Genomic DNA, 22461 nt, shown 5'->3' on the forward strand with positions numbered 1-22461 from the left:
TCAGGTATCCGCTCTCACCAGCTTCCTCCTCTCACCCACATCCTCGGTTCCGGCGCCACGGGCACCTCCCGCTGCCCCCTCCGCGTGTGCGCCTTCCCTCGCGACAGAATGCTCTGCCCACCGGCGTAAGCCGCGGGTGTTTCGGCGCCATTGCAAAATCGCAGCGCCGACCGGGCGCCCGAATGCTGGCGAGCCCTTGACATCGCGAATCCATTTGGGCCCACTGGTCGCGACCGCCTGTCCGCTACGCCCTGCCGCTTTCCTTCACGGACCCACGCTCCTCCGGAAGGACCCCTCCCAGAAAGAACCTCACGCGATGAAGCGACCACCGATCCATCCTTTCGACCGCGCTCGCGCCGGCGCGCTCGCGCTCCTCGTCGTGCTCACGGGCTGCTCCGGCGGCGAGGAAAAGGGCACCTCCTCGGGCTCGCCGACCCCGCCTCCGTCGAACGGAGGCAACGAACCGCCGCCGCCCGTCGTCGAGGGTGCCACGTGCGACAACGGCGAGTTCGAGGTCCGCTTGATCGGGACGACCGAGCTCGACGGCGAGACATACAAGGTCGTCACCGCCACGCCTTGCGAATACGTCCTCTCCCACGTCCAGGGAAAGAAGAACTTTCCTATCGAGGAGCACGAGACGTTCTACGTGGCCGACAGCCATTTCGAGATCCCGTACATCCCCGGCGTCATGGACGACGTCGCCTATACGCCCGGCGAGAAGAACAAGGGCTGGGCGACGGGCATGGATGTCGAGGCCGAGGTGGCGAAGCTCGGCGCGCTTCCCGTCCTCTACCACGTCACTCCTGGGTACGAATACGGATACTTCACCGAGTACGACGACGACCAAGGCGACATCTTCGGGGCGTTCCGGCCCACCTGGCGGTTCGTCAAGAATGGCGGCGACGTCAACCTGCTCTTCTTCGCGCCACCCGACACCACGTGGCCGCGTCACCGTGGTGGATGGAATCCGAGGGAGATCAACCAGGAAATCGGCTTCGGTTTCCTCGTCGACACCGACGGCAAGGTCTACGTCCCGAAGGGCGTGCCGCTCGGACGACGGGGGTGGGACGACGAGCTCCGCTGCGTCGTCATCAACAAGGCGAAGCAGCCGGTGCCGGTGACGCGCACCCAGTTCCCCGGCGACGAGTCCTATTACATGGCCGAGACCCTCATGCCGGGATACGCGAGCATCAGCTCGCCCGGTCACCTGTACTGGGGCCACAAGGGCAAACGCATGATCGACGTCGCCAAGTGGGACGACACCTTGCCCGGCAATTTCGACAAACCCTTCCTCTGGGGCTGCAGCCCCGACGGCTACAACGTCGGCCACGCCGAGGGGTTCACCTGGCCGGAGCTCCGCGAGAAGAAGCGCGACGAATACCTGGCCGGCCTCATCGACGCGATCCCCAAGGAGAACCTCTATCGCATCAAGGTGTACCGGAAGGACGATCCGAACGGCGCCGCCGAGCTCCTGGGCGAGCTCTTCTACGAGTGGGACGGCGACGAGTGGCTCCCTCGCGCCACGGGCGAAAAGCTCATCACGATCGACGAGGCGCGGTCGACGTACCGGATCAGCGGGCACCTGGGTGAAGGTCAACGCGCATTCATCGTGATCGAGGATCTCTGAGCCCTCGAACGAGAATGAGGACCGCAAGGGCGCAGGAATGCGCGAGGGACGCAAGGAGGAGAACTCATGACGAAGCTCTCTAGGCAATTCGTTCACGCGGCTCTCGCCCTCCTCGCCTGCGCCTGCGGAAGCGCGCGCGAGGAGGGAACGGGGGGCGCAGGAGGCACCGGGGGCGCAGGAGGCACCGGGGGCGCCGGGGCGAGCGGGTCGACATCGTCATCGACATCGAGCGGGGACACCGGCGGCGGCGGAGGCCTGGGGATGCACCCCACGGAGCCGAGCACGCCCACGCGAGGCGGGACGATGACGTTCACCAATGTCGGCGCGCCCGGGTGGTGGCCGCGTCGCATCGATCGCGCGTCGGGCGATCCGGCCTGTACCTACAAGGACGGGACGGATACCTGGGGTGGACACTGCTGTATGAAGGAGCAGCACACGACGAGCACCACGCTCGCGCCCTTCGACGAGGAGATGACCCTCATCATGAAGGCCATCCGCCTGAAGCAGCTCGCCATTTACCAGCCCGGCGCGGACGCGTCTTCCTGGTCGATGATTTCGTCCTGGGACGCCAAGAGCGGCCACGGCTCGAACCTCGTCGTCACCGAAGGGCAAATGACGTCCTCCGACTTCACGGGCGACCTCACGCAGAAGGATTGCGTGAACTATTTCATGCAAGAAGCGTCGTTCGCGTGTGGAGACGGGAAAGATTATTATTGCCCGAGCGATCCGGGCATCAACCACCTCGGCTGGTCGGGCTCGAAGCTCATCGTCTTCCTTGCGTCGATGACGTTCGATGACGCAGGCGTGAGCAAGTGCGACGGCGGCGGGCAAGGCCACGCGGGCCCGTGGGTGGCGTTCGTCGCGTCCGAGCTGATTCGCGACGGCGGCCGCAAGTGGAACGGGCTCTGCAATTGTTATTCGAAGACGGGCTCGGTCGGCGACGGCTGCGGCGAGATCAACGTCTTCGAGGTGGTGCTCGACAACAATCAATACAGCAACCGCGAGTTCATGAGCACCGGCGTGCGCTCCTACCAAGCCGGTCACGTGGGCGGCAATGTCTGCGGGGAGGGCTGCGACCGCGACGCCTTCGCCGACGACGTCGAGGTCGTCGACGCCTGCGCGAAAAAGGCCTACACGAGCGGCCCCGAGATCGAAGTCGGCGGCGACGCGGAGGGCTGCCCCGTGTGGCGCCGGCCCATCGGCGATCGGTATTTCATGATTCTCCTCGACGAGAAGCAGCGGGAAATCCAGGTCGCTGTCATCCACCCCGAGAAGATCCCCGCGGCCGCCGCCGAGATGCTCCCGTTGCTCCCCGGCGCCCTGTCCCGCAATGCGATCGACGCGCTTCTCTCGATGCGCCTCCCCGAGTGATCGACATCCACGCAGAGGTGACCATGCCCATGATCCATAACGCACGGACGCAATGGTTGGCAGGAGCGGCGGCCTTGGCGGCGCTCGTCGCGGTTGCCGCGTGTGGCTCGAGCGAGCCGTCCCCAGGCTCGGGCGACGGTGGCAGCGGCGGCAGCGGTGGCAGTGGTGGCAGTGGCGGCAGTGGCGGCAGCGGCGGCAGCGGCGCGTCGATGGCCGAGAGCAGCAGTTCCAGCTCGACAGGCGGCGGGCCGCCGACAAACCATCCCACTGGCTGCAAGCGCGGCGTCGCCTACGGATACCATTCGAAGGCGGACATGCAGGTGCTCTCGCCGGCGGTGTCGTGGTGGTACAACTGGGCGCATGGGCCGGACGAAGGCCTCAAACCCGACGTGTACAAGATGCTCGGCGTGGAATACGTGCCGATGGTGTGGGGCGGCGGCGGCCTCGACAGCGCGCAAGCCACGAAGATCGCCGGCGAGATCCCCGACGGCGCGAGCTTCCTGCTCGGCTTCAACGAGCCAAATTTCGGCGAGCAGGCCAATCTGTCGGCGACCCAAGCCGCAGCGCTCTGGCCGCATGTGGAGGCCATCGCCGACGCGCGTGGCCTCGCGCTGGTGTCGCCCGCCGTGAATTTCTGCGGAGGGTCGTGCCAGGAGACGGATCCCTTCAAATACCTCGACGACTTCTTCGCCGCCTGCGAGGGGTGCCGCGTCGATTACATCGGCATCCACATCTACACGGCTTGCCAGGGCGACGGGACGAACAAGGCTCGGTGGCTCATCAACCACATCGAGACGTACAAGACGCGGTTCGACAAACCGTTCTGGCTGACCGAGTTCGCCTGCGACAACGCAGGCTCGCTCGCCGAGCAAAAAGCGTTCATGATCGACGCGCTCGACTACCTGGAGAACGAGCCGCGCATAGCGCGGTATGCGTGGTTCTCGGGTCGCCCGGACAACGTGGCCAACGCGAGCCTGCTGGGGGACGACGGTGTGCTGACGGAGCTCGGCCAGGCGTACGTGGACGCGCCGCAAACGTCCTGCGAGTAACGGGCTCGCGGAGGTCTCGAGGGGACCTCCGCGAACGCCTATTCGCGTACGACAGCACGCCAGTGATGTGACTCGTCTTTAGCGAGATGAAGCTGGACGATCGCAATCAGCTCGTCGAGTCGCGCATCGGCGGCCGCGCGCCCGGCCAGCTCTGCCAGCGCCGAGAGCTCGTCGGCCTCTTGAAGCACCGCAACAAGTTCCTCGGGCACGGAAGCCCGCTCCAGTGGGTCGCGGAAGCAGGGCCGGCCGAGCGTCCAGATTCCAGCGTCGAGCGACCACAACCCCGACCGCATCGCTTGGAGCGTACCGAGCATGAGCGAGCCCAAAAACGCGTCGAGGTCAGCCTTCACAACTTCGAAACAGTATACCTTTTCATTCATCGCCCTGCTCCTCGCGGAAACCGCAGACTACTCGCCGATGTCAATCGCGCGTGGTCCGAGCTGCGGCGGCGCCGCGACCTCGGACGCCTCGGAGCTGTCGCCGTGGATCACGTCGGCGATGATCCGATCGGTCACCTCGTCGAGGTACGCGCGCATCGCCGCGTTGATCTGCTGGAACTCGGGCCACAGCGTCTCGTGTACGAACGGCTTCGGCACCTTTACCATGACCGTGGTCCGACGCTGGCCGCGGTACCGATAGGGTTTGAGGTCGTAACGTCGGAGCAGCGAAAGAAAGAGCTTTCGCGACCAGGCGTCGGCGAGCGTGAACTGGAACTCCATCGGCGGGTCGAGCCGCTCGACACTCGCGAGCCGCTGCTGGATCCGTCGTCGGGCCTCGGCCGCCGCGACACGCTCGCCTTCCGTCGTCGCGCCGGCGAATAACGCCTCGATCCTGGACAACTTCTCGCGCAGCTTGGCTTCGTCCATCACGTTCCTCCTCGGGCTCGCCTGCCTCGGACAAACCTGATAGCCTGAATGTCCAGCGATGCCAAGAGCCTTGGCGCCCTGTTCGTCGTGGTGCACCGGTTCCCTGCGAACGTTTGTCAACGGAGGAGACGCGGGGCCGGCCCGGGGAGGGCGGGGCGCGTCCCCGAGCCCAGAGCCCACGTGGAATCAGTCGAACCCGCCCCAATCCCCACCCAAATCGTCGCCACCCAAATCGTCACCCCCGAAATCGCCGCCGTCGTCCCCCGCATCTCCGGAATCGGCCACGTCGGGCTCCTGCGCGACGTCTGCAGCCGACCCGACCGGCGCTCCGGACGGGGTCACCACATGGAGCATCGGCATGTGCATCATGTGCATGAGCGACGAGAGGAGCATCACGTCGAGCATCATCCCCATCGGGTTCGGGTAATACCGCGCGTAAGGGTCGTAGGCAGGGTTCGATGGATCGAGCTTCGTTTCCTGCTCCGCCTCGCGGGACGGCTTCACGACGAGCGCCTCCGCGCGCTTCTGCGAGATGAAGGCCTCGGGCATCGTGGCCCGCAAAGCGTCCTCGAGGCGCGTGACGAACGATTCGAACTGGAGCCGCGCGCTTTCGAGGTGCGTGCCGTCCGAAACGAGCGGCGTGACCCGCGTTCGATATTCGTCCGCAGACTCGCCGCGCTTCGGTTCGAGCTCCCGGAGCCGGCCGCCGACCGACACGTACGCCGATGGTTCTCCCGTGCGGTGCTCGGTGAACGCCCGCGTCTCCACGAGCAGGTGCAACCCGGCCTCCTCGTGTTCGAGCGCCAGCCGCAGCTCCTGGAATCCACTTCCAAAGAGCGACGTGTGCTCCGACATCGCGATCATGAGATCCGGCAGATCGCCGGCCTTGCCGTCCGTGTCCTGAAAAACGACGGTATCGTCGACCACGAGGGACACGGCGTTGTCGAAGCCCAAGCCGATGAGCGCCCGCTTGATCGCGTCGACGAGCGCGCTCGCCTCGAACGCCACCCGCACGCGGTCCGTCGTGAGGTCGGGCGAGCCGCCGAGCCGTTGCTTGATTCTCTCCCAGAAGCTCGGCTCCCGATGGATGACCTCGCCCCGGAGCGTGACGTGTATCTGTCCGACGAGCCTCATGCCTGCTCCTTCGCGGTTGCGCCGCAGGGACGGCGTCCCGCAGGAAGTCTAAGCGCGAATCGCAAGCCGTCACGCGGAGCCCGCAAGAAATCGGCCGAGGCCGCTCCGCGGGCTGCGTGGTCGACGTTGGACGCTCGGCGCTCGCCCGCCGCAAGAGGTGCTCAGAGGCTCAGAGGTAGTCGAAGCAGCTCGGGTCGCACGACACCGCCCCGGACGCGGCGCAGACGCTGAATTGCTTCAGCATCGCGTCGCTGGCAGCGTCGCACGCGTCGTAGCAGATCTGGAGCCCGCCCGGGTTGAAGCACATGAAGAAGTTGTACACGTCGCAATGATCGTAGCACTCGAGCTTCAGGTCCGGGCAATCCTGAGCGCAGCTCTGCGACGTCTCGCCGGCATCACATACGCCGTTGCCGCAAGGATTCGGCGGCGCGCAATCCTCCGGGCAAGTCCCGAACGATTCGCCAGCATCACATACCCCGTTGCCGCAAGGGTTCGGCGGCGCGCAATCTTCAGGACAGATCCCGAACGATTCGCCGGCATCGCATACCCCGTTGCCGCAAGGGTTCGACGCGCAGTCGGCCGGGCAGGAGGCGGCGTCCTCGCCCCCGGTGCACGTCTGGTCCCCGCATACACTTGCGCCGACACACGAGCCGCCCGTGCACACCTCGCCGCAGCCGCAGTTCACATTCGACAAGCAACCCTCGGTGCAGGTCAAGGTCGTGGGATCCGAGCAGTAGGTCCCCGGTTGGCAGGCAATGGCGATCCCCTCGGGGCCACACGAAACGAAGCCTTGTTTCATCGGATCACAGGTCCCGCCCGCGCCGGCTCCCCCGCCCTCGCCTGCGCCTCCGCCCTCGCCCCCTTCCCCGCCCGTACCGCCGGCTCCCCCCGAACAACCACTGACGCCGAGAAGGAATCCAACGAGGAGCGAGGGCACAAGAAGACCGATCAACGACCGCATGGGTTTCACCTGGAATCGCGGATGGACCACGAGCGCACGCGGGCGCATACCTCGCCCACGGCCCGCACGCGGTCCCCGCTCGCCTTTCGCGCTACCTGACGCCAGCCGCCTGCGGTTCTTGCACGGAAGGTCGAAAAAAAATTCGCCCGGCCTCAGCCGGCCGATCGTCCCAGCAAGCTCTCCAGGCTCACGTCCAGCGATTGGGCCAGGCCGAGCAGGCTCTCGACCTGCGAGGCGGAGAGCTTCAGGCGCGCGCTGAGCCCGCCGCGCGTGCGCTCGAGCACCTCCTCACGCGCCCGCGCAATCCAGCGGGAGATCGTCGAGGCATTCACGCGATGCATGATCGCCAGCCTGTCGAGCTTGATCCCCTCCGCGTAGTACATGCGCAGGAGGTTGCGGTCGCGGCTCGAAAGCGCCGACATCGCCTCGCGCAGGGCCTCGCGTAGCTCCTCCGCGTGGCGCTCGCGCGAGAGCCTCGACTCCGGATCGAGCGTCGGATCCATGGCCGCGAGCAGCGCTCGCTCGTCCGCGCGCACCTCGCGCCGACCTCGCCTGCGCAGGCTGATCCCCGTCCGCAGGGCAGCCACGCGGATCCACGCCGGGAGCGGCCCGAGCCCGGCGTACGTCGCGAGTTTCGGCGCTCCCCCGTCGCCCACGAGCAACCGGTGGCCAAGCACCGATCGCACCTCCTCGACGAGCTCGGACGCGGCGGCCATCCCCCGGAGCGCGGCGTGCGCCTCGACGTCGATACGCCGGCCGATCTCGCGCAACGCGGCGGCGTCGCCCGCAAGGCACGCGAAGGCGAGCAGGAGATCGGCGGCGAGCACGCTGGAGAGCGCCTCTTCGATGTCGTCCTCGCCCGCGATGCGCTCCGCGAGATGCCCGACGAACGCTGCCTCGTCCACCACAACGTCGGAAAAGGCGCGCCGCGCCTCTTCGAGCAGCGCTCGCAAGCGGAGCTCCAGCGCGTCGACGTCGCCGAGCCTCGTCGCCAGCGAGGGCGCGAGGCGCCCGCAGAAGGCGCGGGACAGAGGGGGCAGCGGATCCGGATGCACGCGGCCATGATACACAAAGCCCCGCAACGCCGATGGAGCACCCTTCCGAGAACACCATCCTCGCGTTCGTCGAGGGGCGGCTCGTCGCGGCCGAGGCCGGCAAGCTCGACGACCACATCGACGCGTGCGAGCCCTGCCGTTTGCTGGTCATCGCGGCGGCTCGAGCATCCATCACCCCGGGAAGCGACGCGGAGGAAGCCTCCCCTCCCCCCGCCTTCAACGACGCAGCTCCGCTGGAGCGCGGCGCACAGCTCGACCGCTACACCCTCGCCGATGTGCTCGGCAGAGGCGGCATGGGGATCGTGTATGCTGCACACGATCCAGCGCTCGATCGCAAGGTGGCGCTCAAGGTCCTGCGCGCCGAGGTGACCGCGCGCGTCGGGGCCGACATCGCGTCGGCGAGGCTCTTGCGCGAGGCGCGCATCGCCGCGCGGCTCTCGCATCCGAACGTGGTGACGATCTACGACGTCGACAGCCACGGTGGCCAGATCTTCATCGCCATGGAATACGTCGACGGGCAGCCGCTCTCCGCGTGGCTCGAAGAGGGGCCACACCCCGCCCGCGAGATCCTGGAGCGCTTCACGCAAGCAGGGCGAGGGCTCGTGGCAGCGCACGCGGCGGGGCTCGTGCACCGGGATTTCAAGCCCGCCAACGTGCTGCTCGGCAAGGACGGGCGCGCCCGCGTGAGTGATTTCGGCCTCGCAGGCTGGACCGGGGAAGACGCCTCGGGCAAGGCCACGGCCGAGGGGACGGCCACGCCGCTAACGCGGACGGGCGCGCTTCTCGGGACGCCGCTCTACATGTCCCCGGAGCAGCACCGCGGCGAAAGGGCGGGCCCGCGCGCGGACCAGTTCAGCTTCGCGGTCGCGCTGTACGAGGCGCTGTACCGACGCTCGGCCTTCGAGGGCAAGACGCTCGACGAGCTCGCCGCAAGCAAGGCCCGAGGGCCCGCCGAGCCGCCCAGCGGCGGAGAGGTGCCGGAGCACGTGCGGCGCGTGCTGCTGCGAGCCCTGCGCCCGCAGCAGGAAGAGCGTTTTCCCTCCATGGAGGCGCTGCTCCAGCAGCTCGAAGCCGACCCCGCGCGCACCCGCCGCCGCGCCGCAGTCGCCGTCCTCGCGGGCGTTCTCCTCACCGCCGGCCTCCTCGTCCCTGCCTGGATCGTGCGCGAGCAGCAGCGCGTCTGCCGCGGCGCGGAGGAGAAGCTCGCGGGCGTGTGGGATGATGCGCGGCGAGCCGCCGTGCGCGATGCGTTCGGCGCGTCCAAGGAGCCGTTCGCCCCGGTGGCGCTCGGGCAGGTGGAGCGCGCGCTCGACGCCCAGGCGGCGGCGTGGGTCGCCGGCCATGTCGATGCCTGCGAGGCGACGCGGGTGCGCGGCGAGCAGGCGGAGTCGGTGCTCGCGCTGCGCATGGCCTGCCTCGATCTGCGGGCCAAGGAGCTGAAGGCGCTGGTCGATATCTTCTCTGAGGCAGACGGCGCCACGGTCGGCCGCGCCGTGCAGGCCGTGAACGCGATGACCCCGGTGCGCACCTGCGCCGACGTGGCGGCGCTCTCGGGTCCGCTGCCGCCGCCGGACGATCCCGCGCTGCGCGCGCGCATCGACCACACGCGCGGGCAACTCGCGCGCGGCAAGGCGCTGTACGACGCTGCGAAATACGCGCCCGTGCGCGCGCTCGCCGACGAGGTGGTCGCGGAGGCCAAGGCGATCGCCCACCAGCCGCTGCTCGCCGACGCGCTCGACCTCCTGGGAAAAGTGCAGCAGTCCCAGGGCGCGCACGCGGAGGCCGAGGCGACGTTCCTCGCGTCGATCCGTGCGGCGGAGGCAGGCCGCCACGATTGGCAGGCCGCGAATGGGCTGACGTCGCTGGTGTTCCTTGCGGGACATCCGCTCGGCCGCCCTGCGGATGCGCACCGTTGGGCGGAGCTCGCCGCGGGGGCGATCGCCCGGCTCGGCGGAGATGTGGAGTTCGAGGCAGCGCTGGCCGGGAACGAGGCGACCGTCTACGTCGAGGAGGGCAAGCTCGACCGGGCGCTCGAAGCCGCCTCGCGCGCCCATTCGCTCGAACAGCGGCTGCATGGCGACGAGCACCTCCACACCGCCAAGGTGAAGACCAACCTCGGCGCCGCGCTGGTGGCGCTCGGCCGTCATGCCGAGGCGCGCGGCCACTACCAGAGCGCGCTCGCGACGTTCGAGGGAATGCTCGGGCCGGATCACCCCGCCTGCGCGACGGTCCTGAACAACAGCGTGGAGGTCCATGTCCGGCTGAATGATCTGCCGGCGGCGCGCGCAGCGGCCGAGCGGGCGTTGTCCATTCGCGAGCGCGCGCTCGGCCCCGAGCACCCCGCGCTGGCCACCACGCTGCTCAACCTGGCCGAGGTGAGGATGATGGAGCGCGCATTCGCCGACGCCCGACCTCGCCTCACGCGGGTGGTCGCCATTTACGAGAAGGCTTTCGGGCCCACGCACCCCAATCTCGCCGAGCCGCTGGAAAAGCTTGGCGAGCTGCACATGGCCACCGGCGAGCCGACGGCGGCGATCCCGCTGATCGAGCGGGCACTTTCGTTGCGAGCGTCGGGCGCCGAGGGGCCGTACAAGGACGCGTCGACGCGGCTTTTATTGGCGCGCGCCCTGGTTGCGGCGGGCAGCGACCGCGCCCGCGCGAAAAAGCTCGCGGAAGAGGCCCGAGCGACCTATGCCGCCGGAGGCGAGGCCTGGGCGGCGCCGACGGCAGAAATCGTGGCGTGGCTCGCGCAGCGGTGAAGCGAGCCGCGGCGGCCCTTCCGATGGCTCAACGCAGCACCGCCCGGTAGAAATCGCGCGGATCCATCTGCTCGGGGAAAACCGAACAACCGCCGTCATTGATTTCGATCACCGTATACCCGCCACGTTCGAGCCGGGCCACGTCCGCCGTGAAGCAAGGGGAGCCGATGACCTCCCCCAGATAGGCGAATTGCCCCGGATCTTCCAGCGTCGACTCCACATCGTAATACGGCGCGTGCGCCACGAGCCGCCCCTCCCAGAACACGAGGCGGTGCTCGTCGGTCGCACGGCGGCGTCCTGGCGCCCAGCCGGGCAACGTCGCGAGGTCGAGGTACGTTCGCACGACGAACCCCCGCTCGAAGCGGTCCCCGCGGAGCTCCAGGATCTTCTCGCAGACCTCGGCGAAATCGTCGTACGTCGCGCCCTCGGGCACGAAACACGCGCGGTGCCAGAGCTCCTTGACCGATTTCACGTGGTCCTTCACCACCCACGGCGGCGGCCCGAGTTCCAGGGCCACCTCCCACGCTTCCCGGATGTCTTCGCCTTCGGTCCAACGCGTAGGCGCCGTGTGATCGCCGAGCAGCGGGATGTAGTTTGGCATGTACATCGCTTCGGCGAAGCTCTCGGGATCCACGATGAGCTCCTCGCCGCGGTCCTGCATTGCTTCGTACAGACCGGTGTATTCGTCTTCGCTCAACATCCATCCGCGGTAGAGCCACGTCCGGGACCGGGGCTTCGGCAGCCGGCGCAATGCGCGCTCCGGTTCGCCGTTCACGACGGGGTCGAGCGGGATCGCGTACGACTCGATGCCGAGCTCCTCGGCAGCGAGCACATCGATCTCGAAGCGATCTTCGGCGAACTGGGGGACATGAGGTCTTCCGAAGAGGAGGGTGACGTCACGCATGGAGTCCTCCGGGGTGACGCCGCGCACGGCGATGGGTCGGCGCAGCGGGTCCGCCAAGGTGAGGCCATTTTCACGAAGAACCAGTCTTGCAAAAATCGACGGTTTGCGAGAGGATAGGCTCATCGGGGGACAAAATCGGTCCCCGGCCCGTGCATCACGCGCCGCCGTTCGCGCCGAAATGCGCGCAGAAATCACGTCGATGATTGGCGCGCTCGGCGTGTGGGAGCACGCACGGAAGTTGTCCCACAAAGATCCGCGGTGGTAGGCTGCCCCGGATGAACATTGGGGATCGACTCGGGGGCAAGTACCGCCTCCTGCGCCAGCTTGGCGCGGGTGCCATGGGCGTGGTTTGGGAAGCCCTGCACGAGATCACCCAGCGGCGCGTGGCCATCAAGCTGCTCACCCGGCCCTCCGAGGACCTCCGGCACCGCTTGCTCCGCGAAGCGCGCATTTGCGGATCCATTACGCACCGAAACGTCATCGAGATGTACGACACCGGGGAGACACACGAGGGCGAGCCCTACCTCGTGATGCAGCTCCTCTCCGGCGAGACGCTCGCCGATCTGCTTCGTCGAAAGCGTCGACTCGAGCAGCCCCTCGCCGCCCAGATCGGGCGCGACATCGCCCGCGCGCTCGCGGCCGCGCACGCCGTGCACGTGATTCACCGGGACCTCAAGCCCGCCAATGTGTTTCTCCATCAGGAGCCCGGAGGCGACGGGCTCGTCGTGAAGGTCCTCGATTTCGGGGTCGCCAAAAACCTCGCGGTGAACGAATCCCTCGTGACGGCCGTCGGCGGCGCTGTCGGGTCCCCCGCGTACATGAGCCCGGAGGCCATCAAAGGGGCGCGGGATCTCGACGCCCGCACGGATGTCTGGTCGCTGGGCGTGGTGCTCTTCGAGATGCTCACCGGGACGCGACCTTTCCCCGGCGGGGGACAAGAGCTGCTCATTCGTGTCGTGACCGGCAACATTCCCCGCGTGTCGGAGATCCTGCGCCACATCCAGCCGGGGTTCGATGACGTCGTGGCCATGTGCCTCGAACGTGACCGCGCCAAACGGATTGCGTCCGCCGCAGTGGTCGAGCGCCTGCTTCAGGCCTACGTGGGACCCGAAGAAGGGTCGCGGGTGCACGTCGGTCTCGCAGAGCGCGCCCTTTCGCTTCCCGCGCCCGCCGCGGCGCCCCCGGAGGTGCCGGCGAACCTCGAAGCGACGGAGCCCTTGGCGAGACACGCTCCGGCGCCCATTCCAACGATGCTGCCGTGGACGGCGTCGCCGGCGGTGGATACCACGATGCCATTGGCGCCCTCGTCGGCCCCGAAGCCACCGGTCGGCAAAACAGGGACGGCGATCCTCGCGCCAGAATCGGGGAAGCGGATCACGGGGCCCCGCGGCACCGCGCTCATGATCGACACGCGGGCCGTGCTCGCGCAGCAGGCGCTGCGTGCGACCCCTCCACCGAGTCCCCCTCCGCCGCCTTCCGTGCAGCACGTGGAGAGGCCCGTCGTACGGTCGAGCCAGGCTCCGGCGTCGCAGACCCGAAAGCGCTTGCCCCTCCTGGGCCTCGCCGTGAGCGCCCTCGTGGCCTTTGGCATCGGTGTGGGCGTGATCCTCGGTTTGGCTCGGTAGATCCCTCGCAATTCCGCATCGTTCCCCGACCAGGAACATGTGTTGCGGCTGAACGCGCACCCAGACCAATGCGGCATCGTCTCGGGAACCGCAGACGATCTGCAAAAGTTCGTAAGCGGAGCACGGACGCGAACAAAATTCTTGTGACACCGCTCGCTTCCATGGAATGCTCGCGGGACCATGAAATCGGGCGATCTCCTCGGCGGCAAGTACCGGCTCGAACAGGCGATCGGTCAAGGCGCGATGGGAGCCGTGTGGGCGGCGTACGACCACGCGATGAACCGCAAGGTCGCGCTCAAGTTGATCCTGCCGCAGCAGAAGGAGCACCTGACGAACGACCTGCGCCAGCGCCTGCTGCGTGAGGCGCGGGCGTGCGGGAAGTTGTGGCACCGGAACATCGTCCAGATCTTCGACGTGGGCGAGACGCCGCAGGGAGAGCCCTTCCTCGTGCTCGAGCTCTTGCAGGGGCAAACCCTCGGCGACCTGCTGAAAGAGAAGCGGCGCATCGAGCCGACGCTCGCGGCGCGCATCGCGGGCGAGGTCGCGAGTGGGCTCGCGGTCGCGCATGCCGCGCTGGTCATCCATCGTGATCTCAAGCCGGCGAACATCTTCCTGCACCGCGAGCCGGGCATGCCCGAGGACACGTTCGTGTCGAAGATCCTCGACTTCGGCGTGTGCAAAAACCTCGACTCGGTGGACAGCGTCGCGACGCAGACGGGCACCGCCGTGGGCTCGCCCGCGTACATGAGCCCCGAGCAAGTGGGCATGCGCAAGGACCTCGATCACCGCACGGACATCTGGTCGATCGGGATCGTGCTCTACGAGATGCTGACGGGAAGCCGTCCGTTCACGGGCTCGGTGCAGGACGTGATCCGTCACATCCTGATCACGCCCGTGCCGCCGCCATCGAGCAAGGTGCGCGACGTGCCCGTGGAGTTCGACGAGGTCGTGGCGCGTTGCACGGCGGCGAAGCGAGACGCGCGGTTCCCGAGCACGGACGAGCTTGCGCGCACGCTGCTCGCGATCGCGGGGATGCAGCGGCCCATGACGCGCAAGCCGACGTTCACGGGCGTGGATCAGCCGATCCCACAAACGACGGGCCCGCAGCGCAAGCCGACGTTCACGGGCGTCGAGGCAGCGCCGCCGCCGCCCATGTCGCGCCCCGAACGCGCGCCGACACTCACGCCGATGGACGTGACCGCGCCGTTGCCGAATCCCGCGCCACGCGTGGCGATGGCGTCGAGCGTGGACGACGACGACGAGAGTGATCTCGCCGCGACGATGCCGCTCCAGGGTCGGATGCTCGTGAACATGCGGCGTGCCGCGCCGTCGGTGGCGCGTGGGGAGGACGCGTCGACGGGGACGCAGTTCTTGCAGCCGAACCTGCCGATCGCGTCTCCAGCGCCCGCGTGGAAGGAAGAGATGCAGCAGGCAATCGCGGCGCATCGGCAGTCGTCGGTGCACCTGGATCCGCCGGTGCCGGAGCAAGCGGCGAACGGGCAGACGCAGATGATCACACCGGAGATCCGGGCGACGTTGGCGGGCGGGCGTGTGGATCACGCGGGGACGACGTCGGCGGCGGGCGCGCTTTCGCACGGGACGGGCGGGTATCCAGCGCCGCCGATGCCGCTGATGGGTCCGGCCGTGGCGACGGGGAGGCAGAAGCGCGGGAAGGGTGTGCTGTTCGGCGTGATGGGCGCGGGGGTGGCGGCGGCGATCGGGGTGGTCGGGTTGCTGGTGGTGAATGCGGGGAAGATCGGCGCAGGGGAGGAGGCGGCGAGCGGGAAGGAAGCGGGGCAGGAGGCGGCGAGGAGCGCGGCGGCGGGGACGGTCGGGCAGGAGTTGCCGCGGCCTCCGGTGAAGGCGGAGGTGGCGGTGCAGGTGACGGCGCAGCCAGAGGGGACGAGTGTGCCGGCGGGGAGCGTGGTGGCTGCGACGGCGACGGTTCCTGCGGAGACGACGGCTCCTCCGGAGATGACGGCTCCGGCGGCGGCGACGACGGCGCCTCAGGTCGCGAAGGCGCCGACGCCGACGGCCACGTACAAGGCGCCAGTTCCGAAGACGACGGGCAACAAGCCTGCATCGGAGCAGAAGTGCACGGGGGTTGGGCTGTTCAAGAAGTGCAAGTAGGGCTGAAGTGTGCTTCCAGAGCGAGCCTCTTGTGGACGCGCTGAAACTGCGGAAATCAGGAATCGCCCGTGCAAGAGCAACACCTGCACCGGCTTCCTGCGCCGCCGCGAGTCTCCCACCACTCTTTGACTAAAATAGCCTGGGCCGTCCGGACGAAACCGCTGGTTTTGCAGTCGGCTGGCTGGTCGCCGCGCCAGTGGACGTTGCGCGTGGCTTACTTTTCGTGGTTGCCGCCGGCTTCACCGATGCCGTCCCGACCGGCTGATCCAAAATCACCGGCGCATCCTGCACCTTCACACTCGGCGCCGCAGCCGGCACCCCCGTCCCCTCCGGCTTCCCCGTCCCCACCCCCGGCGCCGCACTCCCCGCCCCCGCCCCCTCCTCCACCACCACCGGCGCCGATCCAATCCACACCGCCGCAATCACCCCGAGCACCACCACCAGCAGCCCCACCCCGATCAACGTCGAAAACTGCTGCTTCCGCTGCTTCGTCTTCAGTTCCGCCGCCAGATCCGGCTGCGGCAACCCCAATCCTGGCGCCGCCGCCTTCTCCACCACCTGCACCAATCCGCCGAGCCCCGCCGTCTTGATCGCCGGATCCTCCGCCGCCGCTGGCGCCTCGGCCGGTTGGGCCCACGGCCGTGCCCTCTCCTCCATCGGCATCGGCCCGGGCCTCACCGAACCGACTCCATTGCTCGTCGTCGCCGTCCCCGCGCCGTGCCCCGTCCCATTCTGCTTCGCCTGCTGCCCCTGGACGAACCGCCAGTTCATGCGCAGGTCCGGCATCTGCGAAATCCGCACCTCGTGCGCATTGAAAAGCTGTGCCGCGATCTCCGCCGGATCCTCCGGCACCTGCTCCAGGTACATCAGCACCACGTCCGCGGGCTCTGCCGTCGCCTCGCGCCGCGGCACGAATCGCACCGTCAAGCCTCCCACCACGTCCTGCTCGCGCCCATTCGAGATCGCCGTCCACTTGATGTCCGACTCCACGAGCACGTTCGCGATCCGCGCCATGCAATACGCCAGCGTCGGGAAATCGACCCGGTCCGGGTACACGATCACCACCCGCTTCGGCGGCGTCGAGTTCTCCACCGACCACCGGAACGACAAACCGCTCGGCCCCGGCGTGTGCAGATCCTCGAAATCCGCCAGATACCCCTTCAGCAACGGGAACAGCGCGTCCGCGTTCTGCGCGTGCTGCACGTACGTGTGATACCAGCCGCTCCCCTCCGCCTGCGACTCCTCGTCTGGCAAGAGCTTCTGGTAAAACTGCACCGCCGTCCCGTAAATCGCCTGACCGTCGAGGTTCCGGTCGACGATCGCCGCCGAATGGCAAAACGGCGGGTCTTGCCTCCCCGCGTGATCCTTCGCCCCCTTGATGCGCAGCCCGAAAATCAGCGCGAGCCCCCCGTGCCCCGGCTCGTATTGCGTATCGTCGCGCGACAGGTTTCCGATCGCGAACGCATACGCGCTCCCGTGCCGCGGCTCGATGTATTTCACCAGCCGCGAGAGGTGGCTGAAATGCTGCCGCGTCAGCGGTTCCTGCGGCACATCGGGCCGGTAGATGAAGTCGATCTGATGCCCCGGCACGTTCCCGTGAAGGAAATGGAACCAGGTCGCCCCGTAGGGCACCTTGTACGTCGGGACCTCATATCCCGCTGTCACCACGTGTGTCTCGTCCATGTCCCCCTCCGCTCAACCCCGCCGCGGAGGTGGCTGGCGATTCACGAGTGGCGCCGTGAGTTCCATCGGGTTGATGTCCTCGAGTGGCATCGTCCCCTTGACATTCAGCTTCGGCGGAGCGAACCCGGGCCCGGGCCGCTGACCGAAGCTCGGCGGGACCGCCTGCGGCGCAGGCGCGTGCTGCGGAGCCTGCCCGTAATGCTGCGGCGCGGGCATCTGCGGGTGCCCATTCGACGGCGGCGGCTGCGCGTGCGGGATCTGCGGCGCCGGGAACAACGGCTGCGATTGTGACGTCGGCGCATTCATCCCGGGCGTGACCGTCGAGGCGCGCGACCGGAACTCCGACTTCATGCGCTGCAAAAGCTGGTTGTCGTAGGCCGACTTCGGGAGAATTTGCTCGACGAAGTGCGAGAACAGGACGTGCGTCGAGTGCCCGTAGCTCGCCGACCCGACGAGCACCTTCACGTCGATCTGCGTCGCGTATTGCCGCAGGCTGTCGATGAGCGGCGTGTAGAGCGCCCTCGCCTGCGCCTCGGCTTGCGAGGGCGAGCCCGGGATGAGGTCGCTCTTGTTGATGAAGAGCACCACGCTCTTGCACGACGCCACCGTCTTCGGGCTGAAGAAGTACTTCAGCGCCTGCGGGTTGAACTCGTTGAGCTGCTCGCCGATGCGGTTCGTGTCGACCTGCCGCGCGTCCTTGCCGCCGAGATCAACGACCATCAAGAGCCCATGAATCTCCTCGATGATGAGCTCTTGCTGCGCGTCCACGATGTGCTCGCCGCCCCAGTCGTGCACCTCGAACACGTGCTCGACGAGCGTGTCCTTGTTCCGCACGTGGCTCACCGTGCGCTCGTACCGCTCGATCTTCGTCCCCTCGATCGTCCCGAGGTCCACGAGCGGGTTCGACCACTTCAGCGTCAGCGAGCTCTTGCCCGTCGCCTTCATGCCGAGCGTCAGGATCCGGTAGACCTTGCGGTCGATCTTCGGCCGCTTCTCGAGCTCGGCCTTGTGCCAGTTGAGCTCCTCTTCCATGTGGTCGAGCCAGCCGATCTTCTTCTTGTTCTCGGCGTCGAGCGAGGCGGCCTGCGCTTGGAGCTCACGGTTCGCCGCGGCGAGCGACTGGTGCTTCATCTCGGCCGCTTCGAGCTCCTCGGTGAGCTTCGAGGCGCGCATGCCGAGGACGATCAAGACGACGACCAGCGCCGTGATGATGATGCCGATGATGATGAAGACCGTCGTCATTCGCCCCTCGTGTCGGACATGGTTTGGCTCGTGCCATCAAATCACGCAGCCATGGTAGCACGCAAGAAATCTTACCACGAATTGTTACACGGTTCGCCTGGTACGCTACCATGCGACGCATTGGCGGCATTGCCGGCACATCTGTCCTGACCAACGATGAAAGCTGGAAGCACGATCGGAAAGAAGTACCGCCTCGTCCGGGCCATCGGCGCAGGCACGATGGGCACGGTCTGGGCTGCGGAGGAGATCGACACGCGCCGCGAGGTCGCGATCAAGTTGCTCTCGAAGTCGACGACGGAGCTCCGGCAGCGCTTCCTGCGCGAGGTGCGGCTCTCGTCGCGCTTGTCCCACCCGAACATCGTGCGCCTGCTCGATGCGGGCGAGACCGACGACGGCGAGCCGTTCCTCGCGCTCGAGCTCCTCTCCGGCGAGTCGCTCGCCGACATGCTCAAGAACAAGCGGCGCATCGAGCCGAAGGTCGCCGCGCGGATCGCCCGCGACATCGCGAACGCCCTCGAAGCGGCCCATCAGGCGAAGATCATGCACCGCGATCTGAAGCCCGCGAACGTCTTCCTCCACCGCGCGCCGGGCGCAGGCGAAGACGAGTTCGTGGTGAAGGTGCTCGACTTCGGCGTCGCGAAGAGCCTCGGCCCGACCGAAGAGACGCAAGCGACCATGACGGGCATGGTGATCGGCTCCCCCGGATACATGAGCCCCGAGCAGGTCGGGGTACGCGCGGACATCGACCATCGCACGGACCTGTGGTCGCTCGGGATCCTGCTCTACGAGCTGCTCGCGGGTGTTCGTCCCTTCACCGGGTCGCTGCAAGATGTGGTGCGCCAGGTGCTGATCGCGCCCATCCCGCCGATTTCGGCGCGGGTGCGGGACGTGCCGCCGGAGCTCGAGGACATCGTGATGCGTTGCCTCGAACGAGACCGCGACAAGCGTTTCGCGAGCGCCGCTGAGCTCGGCGCGCTGCTCACGCCACTCGTGGAGTCGAGCCGCATCTGGCGTGCTTCGTCGAGCGCAGCGATCTCCGCGCCGCGGCCTTCGCAGTCGTCGTCGCCCCTGCTCGCTGCGCCCGACGCGACGCCCGATGGCACGGCGTTCTTGCAGGCGAACGCGCCCACGCCCGATCCGCTGCCGCCGTGGCGACGCGAGATGCAGGAGTCGCTCTCCGCGCATCGGCGAAGCGCGACGTTGACGGCGGGAATCCCCCTGCCTGCCGCCGAGCTCACGGCGCCGCCGACGGTACGCGAAGAGCCCGTGACGAGCACCTCGACGATCCCACGGCGCAGGCAAGGCCGTGCGATCCTGCTCTTGTCGTTCGGGCTCGGCGCGGCAGCCATGCTCGCGCTCGTCGTGCTCGTCGTCGTGATCGGGTTGCCCGGGAGCGAGCCCACGAACACAACGCAGGCGCCAACGGTCACGCCCGCCGCAGAAGCGCCGCTCCCTCGACCGACGGCTTCGTTGGAGCACCATGCGGCCCCGCCGCCCGCTCCAACGCCAACACCAACGCCAACGCCCGCCTCGACGCAAACGGCTGCGCCGAGCGCGACGCCTGCATCCACCGTCGCGGCCCCGCCGTCGTCCTCCGCGCGGGTGGCGGCGACTGCGACTGTGAAGCCCACGTCGACGTACACGCCGCTGCCGCCGTGCACGCTGACGCTCCGGGTCGGGTGCAGGAACGTGAACAAGACGAAAGGCACGTTTGCCCCGTCAGGTCTCTGAGCGAGCGCGCTGATCGTTGGGGGAATCCTGCGACCCATCTCTGTGTTCATTATTGCTACGAACTTGTCCTTTCGGAGCAAACACTGCTAGCGCCCTGTGCATGATCGCCGGGAGCCGACTCGGAGGCAGGTATCGCGTGTTGCGCCCGCTCGGAGAGGGCGCGATGGGCATCGTGTGGGAGGCCGAGCACATCGCGACCTCTCGTCGTGTCGCAGTGAAGGTTCTCCGCGTCGACTCCTCGAGCCATCGGCATCGATTGTGCCGGGAGGCGCGCCTCTGCGGCGCCATCGCGCATCGGAATGTCGTCGAGGTCCACGACGCGTCGGAGACGGACGCCGGCGAGGCGTACCTCGCGATGCAGCTCCTCCACGGCGAGACGCTCGCCGATCGGCTGTGCCGAAAGAGGCGCCTCGAGCAACCGGAGGCGGCGCGGATCGGCCGCGACATCGCCCGCGCGCTCGCGGCGGCGCACGCGAAAAACATCATCCACCGCGACCTCAAGCCGTCGAACGTCTTCCTGCATCAAGAGCCCGGGACCGAAGGGTTCGTCGTCAAGGTCCTCGATTTCGGCGTGGCCAAGGACCTCAACGCGGACGACACGCTCGTGACCGAGCGCAACGGCGTCGTGGGAACGCCGGCCTACATGAGCCCCGAGCAGCTCGCGTCGCCGCACGACGTGGACGCGCGGACCGACGTCTATTCGCTCGGCGTCGTGCTCTTCGAGATGCTGACGGGCGTGCGTCCGGTCTATCCGCTCGAGCTGAAGGAGGGCCATAGCCTGCGCCTGCGTCCGACGCCGCGCGTCTCGGACTACGTGATGAACGTCGACGCCGAGCTCGACGATCTCGTCGCGTATTGCCTGGAGCAAGACCGGCAGCAACGGATCGCGAAGACCACCGCCGTCGCCGATCGGCTCGACCTGTATCTCGCGCTGCGAGCATGCACGGCGCCGCGCGTGACGGAGTCATGGCCGCCGAGGGAAGCGAGGCGTGCGACACGAGATTGGCCACCGCCGGAGCCACGGATCACGCAGTCCTGGAACGGGAGGGAGGGCGCGTCGTGGATCCCCGAGACGTTGCCCTCACGGCCGGATGGATCGACGGCGGCAGCGATGGTCCGATCCCAAGCGGCCTCGACGAACGCAGCGGCGGCCTCGATGCGATGGGGGCCGCAAACGCTGAACGTGCTCGGCGGGCTCATGTCGCTGATTCTGGTGGCGGTGATGGTGGGGGATCGGATGGCGAGACCGGCGCCGATGCCCGCGAAGGCGGAGCGGGGCATCGCGAGCGTGACGGCGGAGCTCGCGGCGCAGCAGGGGCCGAAATGCAAGGACGAGCCGACGGTCGGGGAGGAATCGCGGAACGCCGAGAAGGCGCAGAGCACGACCCCGAAGAAGAAGTAGGATCGGGAGCAGCCATGGAACTCGTTTGTCTCTGTCCCCTTCGCGCGTCGACGTTTGCCTGGCAGGCGCATTCCGGAACGCATGCGCTGACGGTGATTGTCAAGGCTACTTTCGTAGTAGAGCTCATCTCATAAACCGTCGAGTAGGTCCATCGGCTCTAACATCCCACGTTGTAGGATCAATCGAACGAGGCTCGGTCCAGTCGTCGGTACATTTTGATTGCTGGCGACATTGATCTTCCCCCGCTCCCGTGGACAAACCAACTATGCCGCAAACGCGGCCACTTGTGCTCGCAATTCGAACTCGACCGGGCTCAAGTACCCCAGGTACGAGTGCCGCCGGGCGTGGTTGTAGAGCCTCTCGAGGTAGTCACCGATCGACGCCATCGCGGCTTGCCGGGTCGGGAAGCGCATCGCGTCGACCAGCTCGGCCTTGAGGGTCGCGAAGAAGCTCTCGGCGACGGCGTTGTCCCAGCAGCCGCCGGTGCGGCTCATGCTCGCGACGATGCCGCGCTCTCGCAGCGCCTTCCGGTAGTCCTCGCTGGCGTAGGGGCTGCCGCGATCCGAGTGGTGCAAAAGCCCCGGCTTCGGCCTGCGTGCGCGTAGCGCCCGCTCGAGCGCCGCGAGCGCGAGGGCGCGGTCGTTCTGCTCGCTCATCGCGAAGCCGACGACCCGCCGCGAGAACAGGTCGAGGCTCGTGGCCAAGTACAGCCAGCCCTCGGCCGTCGGGATGTACGTCACGTCGGTCACCCACGCCTCGTTCGGTGCCTTGGCGTCGAATTGGCGACCGAGCAGGTTCGGCGCGATAGGCATCGCGTGGTTCGAGTCCGTGGTGCGCCGGAAACGGCGCTTGCTGCGCGCTTCGAGGCCGCGCTCGCGCATGAGCCGCTCGACACGCTTGCGGCTCACGCAGAGGCCCCTGG

The 22461-nt window shown here is 67.8% G+C and carries 17 protein-coding genes; 8 read left to right on the forward strand and 9 right to left on the reverse strand.

Annotated elements, in window-relative coordinates:
- Positions 1-316: 316 nt before the first annotated feature.
- The 3 genes from QHF89_RS34275 to QHF89_RS34285 all read left to right on the forward strand — a co-directional run bounded on the left by QHF89_RS34275 (position 317) and on the right by QHF89_RS34285 (position 4047).
- The gene (locus QHF89_RS34275; RefSeq protein WP_136971805.1) at positions 317-1627 is read left to right on the forward strand and encodes a hypothetical protein; all 1311 of its coding nucleotides are present in this window, start codon (positions 317-319) and stop codon (positions 1625-1627) included.
- 66 nt (positions 1628-1693) lie between these two features.
- Positions 1694-2998: a DUF2403 domain-containing lipoprotein gene (locus QHF89_RS34280; RefSeq protein ID WP_284721278.1), complete on the forward strand. Its 1305-nt coding sequence runs from the start codon at positions 1694-1696 to the stop codon at positions 2996-2998.
- A gap of 29 nt (positions 2999-3027) precedes the next feature.
- Positions 3028-4047, forward strand: a complete 1020-nt coding sequence (locus QHF89_RS34285; protein WP_136971803.1) for a glycoside hydrolase family protein — start codon at positions 3028-3030, stop codon at positions 4045-4047.
- Positions 4048-4085: 38 nt separating this feature from the next.
- On the opposite strand, the gene QHF89_RS34290 is transcribed toward QHF89_RS34285, so the two are convergent.
- The 5 genes from QHF89_RS34290 to QHF89_RS34310 form a co-directional block, all read right to left on the reverse strand.
- Positions 4086-4427 carry a hypothetical protein gene (locus tag QHF89_RS34290; protein WP_136971802.1) on the reverse strand — a complete coding sequence of 114 codons (342 nt, stop codon included), beginning with the start codon at positions 4425-4427 and terminating at the stop codon, positions 4086-4088.
- Between the two features lie 27 nt (positions 4428-4454).
- Complete coding sequence (locus QHF89_RS34295) at positions 4455-4913, reverse strand: hypothetical protein (protein ID WP_284721279.1); 459 nt, start codon at positions 4911-4913, stop codon at positions 4455-4457.
- A 186-nt stretch (positions 4914-5099) separates the two neighbouring features.
- Entirely contained in the window at positions 5100-6047 is a 948-nt protein-coding gene (locus QHF89_RS34300) for a hypothetical protein (RefSeq protein WP_136971800.1), read from the reverse strand.
- Between the two features lie 169 nt (positions 6048-6216).
- Positions 6217-6846 (reverse strand): hypothetical protein, encoded by a 630-nt coding sequence (locus QHF89_RS34305; RefSeq protein WP_136971799.1) that lies wholly within the window; start codon positions 6844-6846, stop codon positions 6217-6219.
- Between the two features lie 314 nt (positions 6847-7160).
- On the reverse strand, positions 7161-8063 hold the full coding sequence (locus QHF89_RS34310; RefSeq protein WP_284721280.1) for a sigma factor-like helix-turn-helix DNA-binding protein: 903 nt from the start codon (positions 8061-8063) through the stop codon (positions 7161-7163).
- Positions 8064-8095: 32 nt separating this feature from the next.
- Between QHF89_RS34310 and QHF89_RS34315 the strand changes: the two genes are divergently transcribed.
- The gene (locus QHF89_RS34315) at positions 8096-10822 is read left to right on the forward strand and encodes a serine/threonine-protein kinase (protein ID WP_136971797.1); all 2727 of its coding nucleotides are present in this window, start codon (positions 8096-8098) and stop codon (positions 10820-10822) included.
- A gap of 28 nt (positions 10823-10850) precedes the next feature.
- Here QHF89_RS34315 and QHF89_RS34320 read toward each other — a convergent pair whose 3' ends face one another.
- A complete protein-coding gene (locus QHF89_RS34320) occupies positions 10851-11726 on the reverse strand; it encodes an ATP-grasp domain-containing protein (protein WP_136971796.1) in 876 nt (291 codons plus the stop codon).
- Between the two features lie 275 nt (positions 11727-12001).
- Between QHF89_RS34320 and QHF89_RS34325 the strand changes: the two genes are divergently transcribed.
- Positions 12002-13351 (forward strand): serine/threonine-protein kinase, encoded by a 1350-nt coding sequence (locus QHF89_RS34325; RefSeq protein WP_136971795.1) that lies wholly within the window; start codon positions 12002-12004, stop codon positions 13349-13351.
- Positions 13352-13531: 180 nt separating this feature from the next.
- Positions 13532-15481 (forward strand): serine/threonine-protein kinase, encoded by a 1950-nt coding sequence (locus QHF89_RS34330; protein ID WP_136971794.1) that lies wholly within the window; start codon positions 13532-13534, stop codon positions 15479-15481.
- Between the two features lie 129 nt (positions 15482-15610).
- Here the strand turns inward: QHF89_RS34330 and QHF89_RS34335 are convergent, their stop codons facing one another.
- Entirely contained in the window at positions 15611-17164 is a 1554-nt protein-coding gene (locus tag QHF89_RS34335) for a hypothetical protein (RefSeq protein ID WP_136971793.1), read from the reverse strand.
- A gap of 12 nt (positions 17165-17176) precedes the next feature.
- A complete protein-coding gene (locus tag QHF89_RS34340; RefSeq protein WP_136971792.1) occupies positions 17177-18406 on the reverse strand; it encodes a GTPase domain-containing protein in 1230 nt (409 codons plus the stop codon).
- Positions 18407-18562: 156 nt separating this feature from the next.
- Between QHF89_RS34340 and QHF89_RS34345 the strand changes: the two genes are divergently transcribed.
- Together QHF89_RS34345 and QHF89_RS34350 are read left to right on the forward strand one after the other, a co-directional pair.
- The gene (locus QHF89_RS34345; protein ID WP_136971791.1) at positions 18563-20137 is read left to right on the forward strand and encodes a serine/threonine-protein kinase; all 1575 of its coding nucleotides are present in this window, start codon (positions 18563-18565) and stop codon (positions 20135-20137) included.
- Between the two features lie 100 nt (positions 20138-20237).
- Entirely contained in the window at positions 20238-21539 is a 1302-nt protein-coding gene (locus QHF89_RS34350; RefSeq protein WP_136971790.1) for a serine/threonine-protein kinase, read from the forward strand.
- Positions 21540-21802: 263 nt separating this feature from the next.
- Here QHF89_RS34350 and QHF89_RS34355 read toward each other — a convergent pair.
- On the reverse strand, positions 21803-22461 hold a 659-nt coding region (locus QHF89_RS34355; RefSeq protein WP_284721281.1), incomplete at its 5' end, for an IS3 family transposase.

Source organism: Polyangium sorediatum (assembly GCF_029946465.1).
GTDB lineage: Bacteria > Myxococcota_A > Polyangia > Polyangiales > Polyangiaceae > Polyangium > Polyangium fumosum.